At 68.3% G+C, this 13,758-nt stretch carries 17 protein-coding genes and 1 pseudogene; all 18 read right to left on the bottom strand.

Features of this window, described 5'->3' with window-relative positions:
- Positions 1-403: 403 nt before the first annotated feature.
- The 18 genes and pseudogenes from trpC to BM060_RS25470 all read right to left on the bottom strand — a co-directional run bounded on the left by trpC (position 404) and on the right by BM060_RS25470 (position 13,685).
- A complete protein-coding gene (gene trpC, locus BM060_RS25390; protein WP_074984278.1) occupies positions 404-1,240 on the bottom strand; it encodes an indole-3-glycerol phosphate synthase TrpC in 837 nt (278 codons plus the stop codon).
- Entirely contained in the window at positions 1,237-2,286 is a 1,050-nt protein-coding gene (gene trpD / locus BM060_RS25395) for an anthranilate phosphoribosyltransferase (protein WP_074984281.1), read from the bottom strand. The genes trpC and trpD overlap by 4 nt, the downstream gene beginning before the upstream one ends.
- Positions 2,283-2,879, bottom strand: coding sequence for an aminodeoxychorismate/anthranilate synthase component II (locus BM060_RS25400; RefSeq protein ID WP_074984283.1), 597 nt, complete (start codon positions 2,877-2,879; stop codon positions 2,283-2,285). The genes trpD and BM060_RS25400 overlap by 4 nt, the downstream gene beginning before the upstream one ends.
- 311 nt (positions 2,880-3,190) lie before the next feature.
- Positions 3,191-3,451 carry a hypothetical protein gene (locus BM060_RS25405; RefSeq protein ID WP_074984286.1) on the bottom strand — a complete coding sequence of 87 codons (261 nt, stop codon included), beginning with the start codon at positions 3,449-3,451 and terminating at the stop codon, positions 3,191-3,193.
- The gene (locus tag BM060_RS25410; RefSeq protein WP_074984288.1) at positions 3,448-3,807 is read right to left on the bottom strand and encodes a hypothetical protein; all 360 of its coding nucleotides are present in this window, start codon (positions 3,805-3,807) and stop codon (positions 3,448-3,450) included. The genes BM060_RS25405 and BM060_RS25410 overlap by 4 nt, the downstream gene beginning before the upstream one ends.
- Entirely contained in the window at positions 3,804-4,421 is a 618-nt protein-coding gene (locus BM060_RS25415) for a glycoside hydrolase family 19 protein (protein ID WP_074984290.1), read from the bottom strand. The genes BM060_RS25410 and BM060_RS25415 overlap by 4 nt, the downstream gene beginning before the upstream one ends.
- Before the next feature lie 11 nt (positions 4,422-4,432).
- Positions 4,433-5,449 carry a phage late control D family protein gene (locus BM060_RS25420; protein WP_074984293.1) on the bottom strand — a complete coding sequence of 339 codons (1,017 nt, stop codon included), beginning with the start codon at positions 5,447-5,449 and terminating at the stop codon, positions 4,433-4,435.
- A 46-nt stretch (positions 5,450-5,495) separates the two neighbouring features.
- Positions 5,496-5,702, bottom strand: a complete 207-nt coding sequence (locus tag BM060_RS25425; protein WP_009615647.1) for a tail protein X — start codon at positions 5,700-5,702, stop codon at positions 5,496-5,498.
- Positions 5,686-6,522 (bottom strand): phage tail protein, encoded by an 837-nt coding sequence (locus tag BM060_RS25430; protein WP_058487607.1) that lies wholly within the window; start codon positions 6,520-6,522, stop codon positions 5,686-5,688. Before BM060_RS25430 ends, BM060_RS25425 begins: the two co-directional genes overlap by 17 nt.
- A 28-nt stretch (positions 6,523-6,550) precedes the next feature.
- Positions 6,551-8,473 (bottom strand): phage tail tape measure protein, encoded by a 1,923-nt coding sequence (locus tag BM060_RS25435; RefSeq protein WP_074984295.1) that lies wholly within the window; start codon positions 8,471-8,473, stop codon positions 6,551-6,553.
- 158 nt (positions 8,474-8,631) lie between these two features.
- Entirely contained in the window at positions 8,632-8,943 is a 312-nt protein-coding gene (locus BM060_RS25440) for a phage tail assembly protein (protein WP_061560581.1), read from the bottom strand.
- 10 nt (positions 8,944-8,953) lie between these two features.
- Positions 8,954-9,457 (bottom strand): phage major tail tube protein, encoded by a 504-nt coding sequence (locus tag BM060_RS25445; protein WP_074984297.1) that lies wholly within the window; start codon positions 9,455-9,457, stop codon positions 8,954-8,956.
- Between the two features lie 12 nt (positions 9,458-9,469).
- Positions 9,470-10,627 (bottom strand): phage tail sheath subtilisin-like domain-containing protein, encoded by a 1,158-nt coding sequence (locus BM060_RS25450; RefSeq protein ID WP_074984300.1) that lies wholly within the window; start codon positions 10,625-10,627, stop codon positions 9,470-9,472.
- Positions 10,628-10,902: 275 nt separating this feature from the next.
- A complete protein-coding gene (locus BM060_RS33780; RefSeq protein WP_371857772.1) occupies positions 10,903-11,355 on the bottom strand; it encodes a gp53-like domain-containing protein in 453 nt (150 codons plus the stop codon).
- A 54-nt stretch (positions 11,356-11,409) separates the two neighbouring features.
- A pseudogene (locus BM060_RS33175) lies at positions 11,410-11,874 on the bottom strand (phage tail protein); the annotation flags it as partial.
- A complete protein-coding gene (locus tag BM060_RS25460) occupies positions 11,865-12,479 on the bottom strand; it encodes a phage tail protein I (RefSeq protein ID WP_074984305.1) in 615 nt (204 codons plus the stop codon). The pseudogene BM060_RS33175 and the gene BM060_RS25460, both read right to left, overlap by 10 nt.
- Positions 12,472-13,362, bottom strand: a complete 891-nt coding sequence (locus BM060_RS25465) for a baseplate assembly protein (RefSeq protein WP_069862271.1) — start codon at positions 13,360-13,362, stop codon at positions 12,472-12,474. Before BM060_RS25465 ends, BM060_RS25460 begins: the two co-directional genes overlap by 8 nt.
- Positions 13,359-13,685, bottom strand: coding sequence for a GPW/gp25 family protein (locus BM060_RS25470; protein WP_043269256.1), 327 nt, complete (start codon positions 13,683-13,685; stop codon positions 13,359-13,361). The genes BM060_RS25465 and BM060_RS25470 overlap by 4 nt, the downstream gene beginning before the upstream one ends.
- Positions 13,686-13,758: the final 73 nt, after the last annotated feature.

Consider the following 13,758-nt stretch of genomic DNA (forward strand, 5'->3'; position numbering starts at 1 on the left):
GCGTTCTCACCAGCTATTCCTACGGGATGGGAAATAGCTTCGCTTGTGAATCGCCCCCCATTCACGCGGAACGTAGGGCGGATAACCGTTCGCGGTTATCCGCCATTGGCTATGCCCCCGGGACGCCCGGCGTGGCCGGTCATCCAATCGCGGACAAAGTCCGCTCCTACGCCCGTGCTTCCCTGGAACCGTAGGAGCGGACTCCGTCCGCGATTCGGCGGATAACGCCGTAGGCGTTATGCGCCCTACGTTCCGCGTTCGCGGGAATTTCGCCGCTCGCTCCGCATAGCCCCCTCGCCCTTCAGGGAGAGGGGTCGAAAGCCAAGGCTGAACACCTTTGCCGATCCCACGCACCACCCAAGTAACCAGCACTACGACAATTCCTGATTGTGCGCCCCCAGAATCAGTCCGGATCAGCCCCCAATACCGCCGCACGACGCTCAGGGAAGAACAGCCGCTTGAGCTCTACCCCCGGATCGTCGGCACGCATGAACGCCTCGCCAACCAGGAACGCATATACCTCGTTGACCTCCATCAGCTCGATGTCGGCACGGTTGAGAATGCCGCTCTCGGTCACCACCAGGCGATCGCGCGGAATCTCCGGCAGCAGGTCGAGGGTGGTGTCCAGGCTCACCTCGAAGGTGTGCAGGTTGCGGTTGTTGATGCCGATCAGCGGGGTGTCCAGTGTCTTCAGCGCACGCTCCAGCTCATCGCCGTCGTGCACCTCGACCAGTACGTCGAGCTGCTGCTCCTTGGCCACCGCGGCCAGTTCGGCCATGCGCGCGTCATCCAGCGCGGAGACGATCAGCAGGATGCAGTCGGCGCCGATGGCCCGGGCCTCGATCACCTGGTAGGGGTCGATCATGAAGTCCTTGCGGATCACCGGCAGCGCGCAGGCGGCGCGGGCTTCCTGCAGGTAGGCGTCGCTGCCCATGAAGTAGTCGATGTCGGTCAGCACCGACAGGCAGGTAGCCCCGCCTTCCTGGTAGCTGCGGGCGATGTCCGCGGGCGAGAAGTTCTCGCGCAGGATGCCCTTGCTCGGCGAAGCCTTCTTCACCTCGGCGATCACCGCCGGCTGCTTGCGCTGGGCCTGCGCCAGCAGCGCCGCGGCGAAGCCGCGCGGGGCGTCGGCGGCGCGGGCGCGCTGCTCCAACTCGGCGAAGGAGACATGCGCGCGGCGCTCGGCGACTTCCTCGGCCTTGCGGGCCAGAATCTTCTGCAGAACCGTGGGCACAGTCACTGTGCATTCTCCTCTCGGTAAACGGCGGTAAAGGCGGCCAATTCGTCCATTTTTTCCCGGGCCAGGCCGGTGTGCAGGGCATCGTGAGCCAGGTGCATGCCCTCGTGCAGCGTGCTGGCGAGGTCGGCGGCGTAGAGCGCGGCGCCGGCGTTGAGCACGATCAGCTCGGCGGCCTTCTGCCCGGCCTCGGTCCTGCGCCGGCCGAGGGCGTCGCGGATCAGCTCCAGGGACTGCTGCGGGCTGTCCACGGTGAGGCCGATCAGCGTCTGGCTGCGGATGCCGAAGTCTTCCGGCTTCACTTCGTACTCGCGCACCTCGCCGTCCTTGAGTTCGGCGACGTGGGTGGCGGCGGCCAGGCTGAACTCGTCCAGGCCATCGCGCGAATGCACCACCAGCACGTGCTCGCTGCCCAGGCGCTTGAGCACCTCGGCCAGCGGCCGGCACAGCGCCTGGCTGAACACCCCGACCACCTGGTGGCGCACGCCCGCCGGATTGGTCAGCGGGCCGAGCATGTTGAACAGCGTGCGCAGGCCCAGCTCACGCCGCGGGCCCGCGGCGTAGCGCATGGCCTTGTGGTGGACCTGGGCGAACATGAAACCCACGCCGACGCTCTCGATGCAGCGGGCCACCTGCTCGGACTTCAGGTCCAGGTAGATGCCGGCGGCTTCCAGCAGGTCGGCGCTGCCGCTCTTGCCGGACACGGCACGGTTGCCGTGCTTGGCCACCTTGCCCCCGGCGGCGGCGACCACGAAGGCCGAGGCCGAGGACACGTTGAAGATGTTGGCGCCGTCGCCGCCGGTGCCGACCACGTCGACCACACGGTCCAGGCTCTGCAGCTTCACGCCGTCGGCCAGCTCACGCATCACCGAGACCGCGCCGACGATCTCGTCGATGGTCTCGCTCTTCATGCGCATGCCCATGAGGAAGGCGCCGATCTGCGCGTCGGTGCACTGGCCGGTCATGATCTCGCGCATGACCGCCTGCATTTCCTCGGTGGAAAGGTCGAGCTGGTTGACCACGCGGTCGAGGGCTTCCCTGATGTTCATGCGCGCACTCCGCCCTGCTGCTTGAGGAAGTTGGCCAGCATTTCGTGGCCCTGCTCGGAAAGTATGGACTCGGGGTGGAACTGCACGCCCTCGACGTTCAGCGTCTTGTGGCGCAGGCCCATGATCTCGTCCACGGAGCCGTCGTCGTGGGCGGTCCAGGCGGTGATCTCCAGGCACTCGGGCAGGGTTTCACGCTTGACCACCAGGGAGTGGTAGCGCGTCTGCGTCAGCGGGTTGTTCAGGCCGGCGAACACGCCCTGGTCGGTGTGGAACACCGGGCTGGTCTTGCCGTGCATGACCTGGCGCGCGCGCACCACGTCGCCGCCGAAGGCCTGGCCGATGGACTGGTGCCCCAGGCAAACGCCCAGCAGCGGCAGCTTGCCGGAGAAACGCTGGATCACCTCCAGGGACACACCCGCCTCGTTGGGGGTGCAGGGCCCGGGGGAGAGCACGATGCGCTCGGGGTTCAGCGCGGCGATCTGCTCGACGCTCAGCTCGTCGTTGCGAATGACGTGGATGTCGGCCTTCAACTCGGCGAAGTACTGCACCAGGTTGTAGGTGAAGGAGTCGTAGTTATCGATCATCAGCAGCATGTCTGCTCGGACCTCAATGATTGCACTGCTTTCGGTTCGCGTCGCCGGCGCACCCGGGGCGGCCTGGGCAGGACCTGGCCATTATGCCAGCGGATGGGGGACGAACGCGGGGAAGGGTCCGGCGCGAGGGCCGGGAAAGAAGGAATCAGGCGCGCCAGCGCCAGCGGGCGAATGCCTTGAGGAGGGAGATGAGGATGCTGTTGCGGTGAATCACGGTAGCGATCTCGCCAGATGATTGCCGAACAGTAGCCGATGGCCGCCCGGCAACGCAAGCCGCACGGGCCCGCGCGGCGCCGGGAGCCGGCGGGCGGCTAGCGGCAGGCCTCCAGCGCGGCGCGCAGGCGGGCCTCGTAGCCCAGGTGCTGCTGGCGCTCGGCGAGCAGTGCGCGGACCTTGGTCTGCAGCGAGTCGGAAGACTGCAGGAGGGAAGTGGCGAACACCGGAATGGGGACAGCCGGCGCCCGGCAGGGAATGGCGACCGGCACCCGCACTTCGAGCGCGGCCCGTTGGGTTGGCGCCGCTGCGGTGCAGGCCGCGAGCAGCGGCAGACCAACGAGGAAGAGGATTTTCATGGCGCCAGCTCCTGGTCGATGAGCTGGCGCGCTGCGGCGCAGTCCTCCCCGTCGCTGTGCCCCACCAGCAGTCGCTGGGCGGCTGCCTCGTGGGCATCCGCCTGCACCTGGGCCGCCCGCAGCGCCTGCGCGGCGTCTATCTCACGCCTCTGAGTGGCGAGCGCCAGTTCATCCAGGCGGCGGTTCTGCTCGGCCACCTGGGCCTGCAACGCGCTACTGCCCTGGGCACAGAGCACACCCTCGACGCGGGCGGCTTCCAGTTGCGGACGCAGGTATCGGGCCGCGAGCCAGGCGCCCACGACAATGCCGAGGCCGATCAGGAGCAGGACGACGGCGAGCTTCCGGTACAGGCTCATCCCAGTACCTCCTGCGCCCGTCGCCACAGTTTCTGGCGCTCGGCCAGGCCATTGAGGCCGCCGTTGATGCGCCGGGTGATGTCCTCGAAACGGCCGGCGTCGGCCAGTTCGTTCAGGCCCACGTCCGCCCACCACCAGGCCGCCGATTCGCAGGCCCAGTGCGGTTCGGCGAGCGATTCCGGGTGAGCCTCGAAGGCCTGGCCGAGCGCCATGCCGACGCGCCGATAGTTGGCCCGGCCGGTGATCTGCAGCAGGCCACGGCCGCGGTAGCGCCAGCCATCGCCGGAAGCCTCGTCGCCATTGCCGTTGCGCCCGGCGTAGGCGCAGTTGGCGATGGCCTGGGGCTGGTAGGCCAGTCGGCAAGCCAGTGCGGTGGGCTTGCCGGCGGCGTTGCGGAAGCGCCGCGGCCAGGTGTCCGCCAGGCCCTGGGCGCTGTAGGCGAGGCTTTCCACCAGGCGCGTCAGCCCGGCGCTCTCGTGGCCGACCTGGGCGAGGAAAGCGGCGGCGCGCGGCGCTCGGTCAACCCCGTGGGCACGCATCGCCGGCGCCAGCCAGGGCAGGACCTGGCCGGCCCGGGGAAACAGCTGCAGCAGTTGTTGGTCGGTGATCTCCATGCTGCCCTCCTTCAGCTGCGCCCCTTGCCACCCGCGGCATCGGCCTTGCCCTGGGCGCCGCCGTTGCAGGTGATGGTGGTGCTCCAGCCGCTGGCATCCAGGCGCTGTTCCACCGAGTCGGTGAGGAACTCGCCGTCCAGGCCGTCCTTGAAGCCGCTCAGCCGCACGCTGCGCTCGGCGAACAGGTCGCTGCGCCCGGGCATCTGCAGGCGCACGAAGGCGCTGCCACGGTTGAAGTCGACCAGCCGCGCCCTGGCCGCCTGCTCAGCGGCGCCGCGATCCGGATAAGGGTGGCGGTCGATGAACTCGGCGCTGACGTCCTCCGGCGCCTTCGGGTTTTCCAGCGCCACCTGGCGCATGGCGCCGCTGGCCGGGTCCTGGTAGCAGGTCTTCACCCGGCGGTAGACGGTACGGTCGTCGAGGCGCAGGTCGAAGGAGCCGACATCGCCCGGCATCAGCTCCAGCGGCGCGATGGCGCGCCCGGAGGCGCTCTCCCCGGCCTGGCGCGGCAGCACCAGCAACAGGCCGTCGGCCAGCTTGGCAGTGCAGTCGTGCTGGCGGGCCAGGCGGGTGATGAAGTTGAAGTCCGATTCGTTCAACTGCTCCGCGCGGGCGACGTTCACCTGCACCGGGCAGCGTGCGCTCCAGTGGTTGCGCGCGGCCAGGTCGAAGACGATCCGCGCCAGGCTGGCGTTCTCCCAGGCGGCGCAGCGGGTGCTTTTGCCCTCGCCGTGCATGTCGCCGGCACGGCCGCTCAGGGTCAGCCGGCGGGGCGGCCCGTCGAAGCGGAGCGCATCCACCCGGTATCGGCCCATGGGCGCCAGTTCCTCCCCGGCGTAGCCGAGGAACAGGTCCAGCCAGGCGCCGCGCGCGGGCAGCGCAATGGCGCCATCGCGGTCGTCGAGGACCAGCTCGAAGGTATCGGACTCCAGGCCCGGCTTGTCGGTCAGGACCAGGCTGAGCAGACGATCGCTGAGCAGGTGGGTGATGTCGCTGCCGTTGGCGAGCAGACGGAAGGTCGGGCGCACTTCGGGCCTCCGGAAATGAAAGACCCCGCCGGAGCGGGGTCGGGGGTCAGTCCCACAGGCGTACCCGGGGATCGCTGGGGGGCGGCAGCTCGGGCAGGCGGATCAGCAGCCCGGCGCGCAGCGGTTGGGGCTCGTCGGCCAGGCCGGGGTTGGCTTCGAGGACGGCCTCCACGCTGCCCAGCAGGTGCCCATAGTGGTACTGGCAGAGGCTGTCCAGGCAGTCGCCGTCCGCGGTTCTACAGATCGTCGCCATAGCGGGTGAACTCCAGGGTGAAGGCCTGGCTGCGCGGCACGCCGTCGCTCAGCAGGCTGGATTGGTTCTCGCCGATGCGGGTGATGCACCAGTTGCCCAGCAGTTGGCCGGACCAGCTGCTCAGGCTCAGCGGCTCGCGGCGCGCGGCGATGTCGCGCAGCTTCTGCAACTGGCCGACGCCGGCGCCCAGCAGGGTGGCAATGGTGCCGCTGAGGCTCAGCGTCTCCGCGCCCTGCCCCGGCGACTGCAGGGCCGGGCGCCGGTCCAGGCGGGCCTGGGGCACCCAGCTGTACTGGGTGTCGCGCACCAGCTTGTCGAAGGCCGCGGTGGACAGGTTGAAGTAGAAGGGCGTGGCGTTCGGCGCCAGCGGCCGCATCACCAGCAGGTGGGGCTGCGGCTTGACCGCTTCCGCCGCTGGCGTGGTCAGCGGCGCCAGCAGCTCGCTGGGGATGATGTTGGCCAGCTTCGGGCTGATCGCCCCGGCGATGCGGTTGATCGCCTGACCGGCCCGCGCCGCCTGCCGGCCCAGCGCGTCGAGGCGCTCGTCCACCCGCTGCACGGCGCGCTCGGCCTTCGAATAGACGGCCACCACCTTGTCCAGCCGCGCATTGGCCTGGTCGATGCCGCGCATCACACGCTGCAGTTGCGCCGACACGCCGGGCGGCAGGCCCAGCAGTTTCTCCAGCTGGCCGCTGGCGTCCTGCAGCTCGCCGATGGCCTGGTCCAGTGGATCGACCGTGCCCTTCAGCTCGCGGCGGCCGGCCTCGATGGCCTGGCCGATGGACCGTAGGCCGGCCTGTAGTTGCTCCATGTAAGCCATGCTGGCTCCTCATTCGTCATGTCGCCGTTCAGAGCCTCGGCAGGTCGAACAGGCTGTCGTTGCGCTGGCGGCTGTTGAATTCGTCGAGCAGCCGGCGCAGTTGCGGCAGCAACTGTTCGGCCAGCAGGCGCGGCTCGAACAGGCCGCCGCCGACGTTCAGGGTGATCTGCGGGGAGAAATGCCAGTTCTGCACCGGCGGTATCGCTGGCACGGCGGGAGGCAGCTTCGCTTCGGGCACACTGGCGGCCTCGGCCTTCGCCGCTGCACTCTCCTTGCCCAGCCAGGCACCAAGCTTGCCGCCGCCCCAGCCGCCCAGCTTCTCGCCCAGCAGGCCGCCGAGCGCACCGCCGATGGCCGTGCCCACCACCGGGACTATCGAGCCCACGGCAGCGCCCAGCGCGGTTCCCACCAGGGCGCCGGCGGCACCGCCATAGCCTTCGCCCTTCTCTTGGGCGGAGCCGTCACTGGCATAGGTCTGCACGGCGCCCAGCACGGCCAGCCCGGCACTCAGCGGTACGGCACCGCGCAGCAGCAGGCGACCGCCGCGGGCCAGTTGCGCACCGCCCTTGCCGGCCGCGTCGAGCACGGCGGGCACTCCACTCACCGTGCTGCCTGTGCGCAACGCAACCTCCGGCAGCTTCCCGGCTCGCGCGCCGAGCAGGCCGCCCCGGGCCAGGTTCACGGCGCCACGCCCCACATCGAACAGCGCCCGGCCCCCTTTGTAAGCACCGAACAGGCCCACCGCCGAGGCCACCACGCCGGGGTTCTCGTTGACCAGTTGCGTCCCACGGCGGAACGCCTCGGAGCCCGCCTCCAGAGCGGGGTCCACATAGGGCACGAGCGCATCGCCGACGGCTCCCAGCAGCGTCTCGCTGGATGCCCGCGCCGCACCGATGCGGGCCGAGGTCGTGTCATTGCGCTGGAGGAGAAGGCTGTCGACCACTCCACTGGCCTTCAGGGCCTGCGCTTGCAGGCGCCGCAACGCCTCCCCGCCGCCCGAGGCCGGTAGCAGGCCCTTGAGCCCTTTGCCCACCCTTTCGGCCGCCTCTTCGGGCGAACCGCTCTTGCGCATCTGCAGTTCCAGCATGGCCCCCAGGCGGACGACAGCCTTGCTGCCCTGCCCCTTTCGCGGGCGCGCCCTGGACAACAGTTCCGGCAGGTGACGCGCCAGGTCCGCCGTCTCGAACTCGCCCTGCTGGCCGAGGAAGGCCAGGGAGTCCAGCGTCTTCGCCAACTCGGCGGGAGTATCGAGCCCGGCCTTCACCTGCAGGCTGCGCAGCAGCGCCGCGGTGTGGTCGAGCCCGGCGCCCTGGCTGCGGGCGAATTTCGCCGCCAACGGCAGGAGCGACTGGGCATCCTGCTGCCGCATGCCGCTGTCCATCAGCGCAGCGAGCAGGCTTGCGCTGTCGTCCCGGCTCATCCCGCTGCCTTGCGCGCTTTCCTGTATCCGTTGCGACAGCTGCCGTTCCTGCGCGGTGCCGGCGATACCGCCACGGATCGCCAGGGCACGGATGCGTTCCTGATAATCCGCGGCGATACCGATGGGCACGCCCATGGCGCTGCCGAACCTGCCCAGCTCGCCGAAGCGGCGGCCGGCGCTCTCCAGTTGCTCCCAGCCCCGGGCCCTGAGTTCGCTACCACGCACACTGCGGCCCAGGCGCTCATACAGCTTCGACAGGTTGCCCACCTCCAGGCCGTGCCGCTTGAGCAGCGCCAGGTTGCCTTCCAGTGCCCGCAGGGTCGTGCCCGCCTGGGCGTCGCCGATGCGCTGCAGGCGCAGGTATTCCGCCTGCAGGTCGCGGGTTTCACCGACCAGGCCCTGGAGGTCGAAGGCACGCTCGCTGCTGCGCCGGAGCGCTTCCACACGCGCCTTGGCGTCCGCCACGACCGCCCCGAAACTGGCGTCGAGCACCCCGCCGAGCACGATGCTGATCTTCTGTTTCTCGCTCATCGCTCATTCCATCCATCAAAGGCGGGAGCGGCGCATGCACGCCGCTCCCGCGCCCTCAGGCAGCGTCCTCGCCCAGCCACCAGAGCAGCTCGCCCTGGCTCATGCCGTCGAGGTCGGCGGCGCCGAAACCCAGTTCGCGGGCCAGGCGCCGCGCCAGCTCACGCATCCGCGTCGGGCTCGTCGCCGTCTTCGCGCACCAGGCGAAAGTAGGCGTTCTGCAGCCGCTGGTAGTCGCTGAGCTTGAGCCCCTCCAGGTCCTGGGCGCTGACCTGGGCGAGGGAGGCGAACAGTTGCAGCTCGCGCTCCTCCGCATCGCCGCCGACGCGGGTGGCCAGGCGGATGTCGCGCACCGTGGGGGCGCGCAGGGTCAGGCTGTCGACGCTGACGCCGTTGCATTGCGCCGGGCGCGACAGGCGCACGGTGGCGGCGTCGGCGCCCAGGCTGAGCCAGGCCGGTTGTGCTTGGGTCATGGCGCGCACCTCACAGGCCGAGGTGGCCGCGCAGCGCGGCCAGCTGGTCGACGCCGTTGACGCGACGCACCGAGTTCAGCGGGTCGATCTCGAAGACCTCGCGGCCGTCGACTTCCAGCTTGTAGTAGCTGACCACCACGTTGAACTTGAACTCGGCCAGCTCGCCGACCTTCCAGTCGCCCGGGTCGACTTCCTGGAGCATGCCGCGCAGGGTCGCGATCACCGGCACGGCGTCGCCCTTCTGGCTCTTGAAGGAGCCGCGGAACACGCCGTTGAAGCCGCTCTGGTCGGCCAGGCCGAAGAAGTTCAGCGCCTCGCGCCGGGCGCCGTTGGTGGAGAACTTCGCCTCCATCTTCTCCAGGCCCATGTCCAGGGCGATGGGCGCGTCCATGCCGCCGGCCTGGTAGTCCTGGGTCTTGATGCTCAGCTTGGGCAGGGTCAGCGACGGCACGTCACCGGCGAAGCTGACGCCGTCGACGAACAGGTTGGTGTTGCTCAGGGTTTGCGGAATCATGGGTGTTGCTCCTTAGGCGTCGAGGACTTCGGTGAGCCACTGGTCGGTGACTTCCACGCGGAAGTTGGGGTTTTCGGCGGGCGGCACGTCGGTGAAGCGGATGTTCCAGTACACCTTGCCCTGGGCCAGCTGGCTGGCAGTGTTGAGTTCCGCGTCGGCGTAGACCTCGAAGTCGATCACCGCGCCCTGGTTCTTCAGGTCGCGCATGAAGGCGCGCAGGCCCTCGGTGACGTCCTTGACGTAGGTCTTGGTGATGCCGCGGTCGACCGCCCACTTGTGCCCGGCGAGGATGGCGTCCATCACCATGTCGAGGGTGCGCACGCGGGTCACGAAGGCCCACTTCGGGTCGCTGGACAGGGTGCGGTTGCCCCACAGGCGGTAGCCGTCGTCGCGGATGATGGTGGTGACGTTGGCGTTGTTCAGCAGGTTGGCGCGGCAGGTCGCGTCGCCGTCGAGGAACTCCACCGGGCGGGTGGTGCCGGTGATGCCGGTGAACACCTTGTTCGACGGCGAAGACCAGAAGCCGTACTCGGCGTCGGTCCAGGCGAACAGCCCGGCGGCGTAGGCCGAGGCCGGTGCGTCGGCGCTGGCGCTGGCCTCGGTGTCCCAGTACTGCACGCCGGGGTCGACCATGTACACGCGCTTGCTGCCGAACTCGCCGGCATAGGCGATGGCCGCCTCGTCGGTGCTGTTCGGCCCGTCGACGATGGCGATGGCGCGCAGCTTGCCCGCCAGGGCGTCCATGGTGGTAGCCACGGCCTCGGTGGCGGAATGCTTCGGCGCCACCAGCAGGCGCGGCTGGGCGTTGAAGCGCGACTTGCCGTCGAGCAGCGCCTGCAGGCCAGTGCGCTGGCCGGACTCGGTGACGCTGCCGATGATCGCCGAGGTCTGTTGCGCCGGGTCCTCGACCTCGGCCACACCCACCGCGACGACCACGGCGGAGGCCTGGGTGAAGATGGCGGTGCAGGCCTTGTAGATCGCCGAGCCGGCGCCGAAGGCGGCGGCCGCCTCGCGCAGGCTGGTCAGCAGCACCGGCACGTCCGGCTCGGCGGTGGCCGGAGCGCCCGGGGTGAAGGTATCCACCAGGCCGATGATCGAGGACGACGGCAGCGCGATGGTGCGCGCGCCGACGTCGACGTTGGTCACGGTAACGCCGTGAAAGAAGCTCATAGGGTTTTCTCCAGACATAAAAAAACCGCCGGTAGGCGGTTGCTTGGTTGGCCCGGGCCGCGGGTGCGGTGGGCTGGGATTACTCTCATCAGCTAGGAAAGCCAGTCTTGGCCGAAAATGAAGTCGCGCTAATTAGCGCTACATACAAGCGTACTAACTCAGAATTTCAATCGAGAAAGCATGGGCTGTGTGAACTATTTTCAGCACCCACGCCAACTCAGCAAAACAGCATAGGCCTATATATCTCACAACCCAAACCACTCAAATAATTAATCTTATTTACCTATAGACAGCCAGAAGAATGCACTTAGTGTTCCTGCTGTCGAAGCGACTTGCCGAACACCAAATGTCACGCCAGTCTTTGAGTAGCTCAGTGTGCCGATGGCATTCACGCCAGAAATACTGCCAGACGCGTCTCCATACCATATACCGTAAAACTCAGAAGGATATGCCAATGGAAAATTCAGACTACCGTTGCCATTTGCATCAGACTGACTTGTCCCCCACTGAATAATTAGTCCTCCCATCCAGGTTGGAAAAGCGACATAGCCACTATTGCCAATAGAAGCCATAAAGCCTGCCCGAAGTTTCTTAGGTGTGACAACGCTTGCGTCATCTATACCTGCATTTACCTGGGCTTGCGTAGCAATCTTCATCAACCCTGAAACAGACTCCGTAGCCTGTACGATTTTTTTTGCTATAGCCTGAAAAACCCGTAACGGTGTCATCAGTTTGCTGCTATCAACTCCGACTTCAGCATCCTGCTGGCTAGCGAGGATCGTCCGCGAGTCCACATATTCGCGGGTAGCCAGCACCACGCTCGGATCGATCTTCAGCTCCACCGAAGCGGTGTTGCTGACGATCAGCACCATGCGCACGGTCTGGGTGCGGCCGCTGCCTTCGGCCAGTTGCGGTTTGTAGGACGGCGCGCAGTTGGCGTAGGCGATCAGTGCGCCGGCCTCGTCGTACAGGCCCATCTCGCGGATCCACCAGCCGCCGACGTCCTCGGGGATGACCTGCTCGGCGATGATCTGCGCGGCGTTGGCCGGGTCGATGCTGAGTTGGTTCAGCGGTGCGCGGCGGACTTCGTTGACCAGCGCGGTGCGGCTGGCGTCCGGGGTAGGGACGTTGCCTCCGCCGTCGCCGACGGCCAGCTGGGTGATTTTCAGGGTGGTGCCCAGCGCGGTGGCATTCGCCAGCTTGCCGGCACCGATGGTGGTCAGGAGTGCGTAGTAGGTCACGGCCATGGGTAGACGCTCAGTTGGTCGATGGTGTGTTCCCGGCCGGGCAGGCCGTAGCCGCCGCGGGTCTCGATGACGTCCGGGAGATAGGGGTAGACGGTGGTGATGTCGCCGTCGTATTGGCCGGAGCCGACGTAGATCGGCCCCTGGGTTTCCAGGCTGATGTCCAGCCCGATGAGGTGGCGGGTCAGCGGCTTCGCGTCGTCGATCAGACGCTCCACCTCCTGGTACATGGCTTCGCTGATGCCGCTGTCGAGCACGCCGATGCGCAGGCGGAAAGTGCCCGGCTCGCCCGTGGGCGCACTCTGCCACCACTCGATCACCTCGATCAGGTAGCCCAGCGGCTCGATCACCCGGCGCAGCGCGGCGATGGTGCCCTTGTGCTGGTGGATACGGAACGCCGCGGCTATCGCCTTGCGCTTCACCGGCTCGGCCCAGTCCGGGTCCCAGCGGTCCACCGACCAGGCCCAGGCCAGGTAGGGCAGCAGCGCCAGCGGGCAGCGCTGCGGGTCCATCAGCTCGCGCAGCGGGATCGGCAGGTCGCTCACCTGCACGTCGGCCAGCGCCCGTTCCAGCGGCGTGGCGTTGCTGGGCAGCAGGCGGCTACTCATCGGAGCCTCCCACGCTGATGGCGTAGCCGGTGCAATAGGCGGCCTGGGTGGCATCCAGCACCACGTCGGCGGCCGGCTGCGCCAGCTCTACGCGCTGAACGCCCTCCACATGCAGCGCGGCGAACAGCGCCGAGCGGCGGATGTCGCGGCCGAGCCGGCGCTGGGTGGCGATGTAGCCTTGCAGCGAGGCTTCCGCCGCCTGGCGGATCAGCTCGGCCTCGGGCCCCGGGTAGATGTAGAGCACCGCCTCCACCCGGTAGTCGACGATGCTCGCCGACTGCACGGTGACGCGATCGCCCACCGGTCGTACGTCCTCGTCGGACAGCGCCAGGCGCACCGCTTCGAGGATGTCCTCGGCAGCACTGCCATCGCCTTCGCGGGACAGCACGCTGATCAGTGCCTCGCAGGGCGCGGGGCTGATCGCCGAGACATCGGCGATGCGCCCGTCGGCGCCCAGCGCGAAGGCCACGTAGGCATTCCGTGGCCCGGCCACCGACAGTTGGTCGAAGGCCAGCTGGGTGCGGTTGCGCAGCGAGTCGTCGCTCTCCAGCACCGCCTCCAGCGGCGGCACCGCCGACGGATCGGCGGGCTGGATCACCAGGCGCGCCACGTTGTAGCCGGCGGCCAGTTGCTCGAGGTCGCTGCCCGTGGCGTAGGCGAGCATCACTGCCCGCGCGGCGTCGTTGATGCGGGCGCGCAGCAGCAGCTCACGGTAGGCCGCCAGCTCCAGCAGCTTGACCACCGGATCGGACTCCAGCGCGGCGTCCCAGCCTTCGCCCATGGCCGCGCGGAAGGCTTCCAGCAGCTCCTGGTAGAGGCTCTCGAAGTCCAGGCTTTCCACCACGTCCGGCGGCGGCAGCTGCGACAGGTCGATGATGCTCATGCCTGCACCTCCAGCTGGAAACCGTCACCCTGGTAGAGCCCGCTCAACAGCAGGCTGACGCGGCCATCGAGCACCGCGCTGACCTTCACCGACTGCAGGCGGATGCGCGGCTCCCAGCGCCCGAGGGAACGGGCGACCTCGGCCTGCACCGCGCTTTTCCAGCCTTCGCTGAGCGGCAGGTCGACCATGCGCCGCAGCTGGCTGCCGTACTCCGGGCGCATGCGCCGGCTGCCCAGGGGCGTGCCGAGGATGTCCTCGATGGATTGTTTCAGGTGCGCCAGGCCGCCCAGGGGCTGGCCGTTGCGCCTGTCCATGCCGATCATGGCCGCGCCCTCCCCTGTGGCGGGCGGTTGTGCTTGCCCATGCTGTTCTCCAGAAACGAAGAGGCCCGCGCGT

The organism is Pseudomonas citronellolis (assembly GCF_900112375.1).
Lineage (GTDB): Bacteria > Pseudomonadota > Gammaproteobacteria > Pseudomonadales > Pseudomonadaceae > Pseudomonas > Pseudomonas citronellolis.

What these genes read in the sequence shown, in the direction of transcription:
- BM060_RS25445 (WP_074984297.1), bottom strand. Translation starts at nt 9,457, where the DNA reads ATGATTCCGCAAACCCTGAGCAACACCAACCTGTTCGTCGACGGCGTC.
- BM060_RS25435 (WP_074984295.1), bottom strand. Translation starts at nt 8,473, where the DNA reads ATGAGCGAGAAACAGAAGATCAGCATCGTGCTCGGCGGGGTGCTCGAC.
- BM060_RS25415 (WP_074984290.1), bottom strand. Translation starts at nt 4,421, where the DNA reads ATGGAGATCACCGACCAACAACTGCTGCAGCTGTTTCCCCGGGCCGGC.
- BM060_RS25430 (WP_058487607.1), bottom strand. Translation starts at nt 6,522, where the DNA reads ATGGCTTACATGGAGCAACTACAGGCCGGCCTACGGTCCATCGGCCAG.
- BM060_RS25450 (WP_074984300.1), bottom strand. Translation starts at nt 10,627, where the DNA reads ATGAGCTTCTTTCACGGCGTTACCGTGACCAACGTCGACGTCGGCGCG.
- BM060_RS25425 (WP_009615647.1), bottom strand. Translation starts at nt 5,702, where the DNA reads ATGGCGACGATCTGTAGAACCGCGGACGGCGACTGCCTGGACAGCCTC.
- BM060_RS25405 (WP_074984286.1), bottom strand. Translation starts at nt 3,451, where the DNA reads ATGAAAATCCTCTTCCTCGTTGGTCTGCCGCTGCTCGCGGCCTGCACC.
- BM060_RS25440 (WP_061560581.1), bottom strand. Translation starts at nt 8,943, where the DNA reads ATGACCCAAGCACAACCGGCCTGGCTCAGCCTGGGCGCCGACGCCGCC.
- BM060_RS25460 (WP_074984305.1), bottom strand. Translation starts at nt 12,479, where the DNA reads ATGAGTAGCCGCCTGCTGCCCAGCAACGCCACGCCGCTGGAACGGGCG.
- BM060_RS25470 (WP_043269256.1), bottom strand. Translation starts at nt 13,685, where the DNA reads ATGATCGGCATGGACAGGCGCAACGGCCAGCCCCTGGGCGGCCTGGCG.
- BM060_RS33780 (WP_371857772.1), bottom strand. Translation starts at nt 11,355, where the DNA reads ATGACACCGTTACGGGTTTTTCAGGCTATAGCAAAAAAAATCGTACAG.
- trpD (WP_074984281.1), bottom strand. Translation starts at nt 2,286, where the DNA reads ATGAACATCAGGGAAGCCCTCGACCGCGTGGTCAACCAGCTCGACCTT.
- BM060_RS25410 (WP_074984288.1), bottom strand. Translation starts at nt 3,807, where the DNA reads ATGAGCCTGTACCGGAAGCTCGCCGTCGTCCTGCTCCTGATCGGCCTC.
- BM060_RS25400 (WP_074984283.1), bottom strand. Translation starts at nt 2,879, where the DNA reads ATGCTGCTGATGATCGATAACTACGACTCCTTCACCTACAACCTGGTG.
- BM060_RS25465 (WP_069862271.1), bottom strand. Translation starts at nt 13,362, where the DNA reads ATGAGCATCATCGACCTGTCGCAGCTGCCGCCGCCGGACGTGGTGGAA.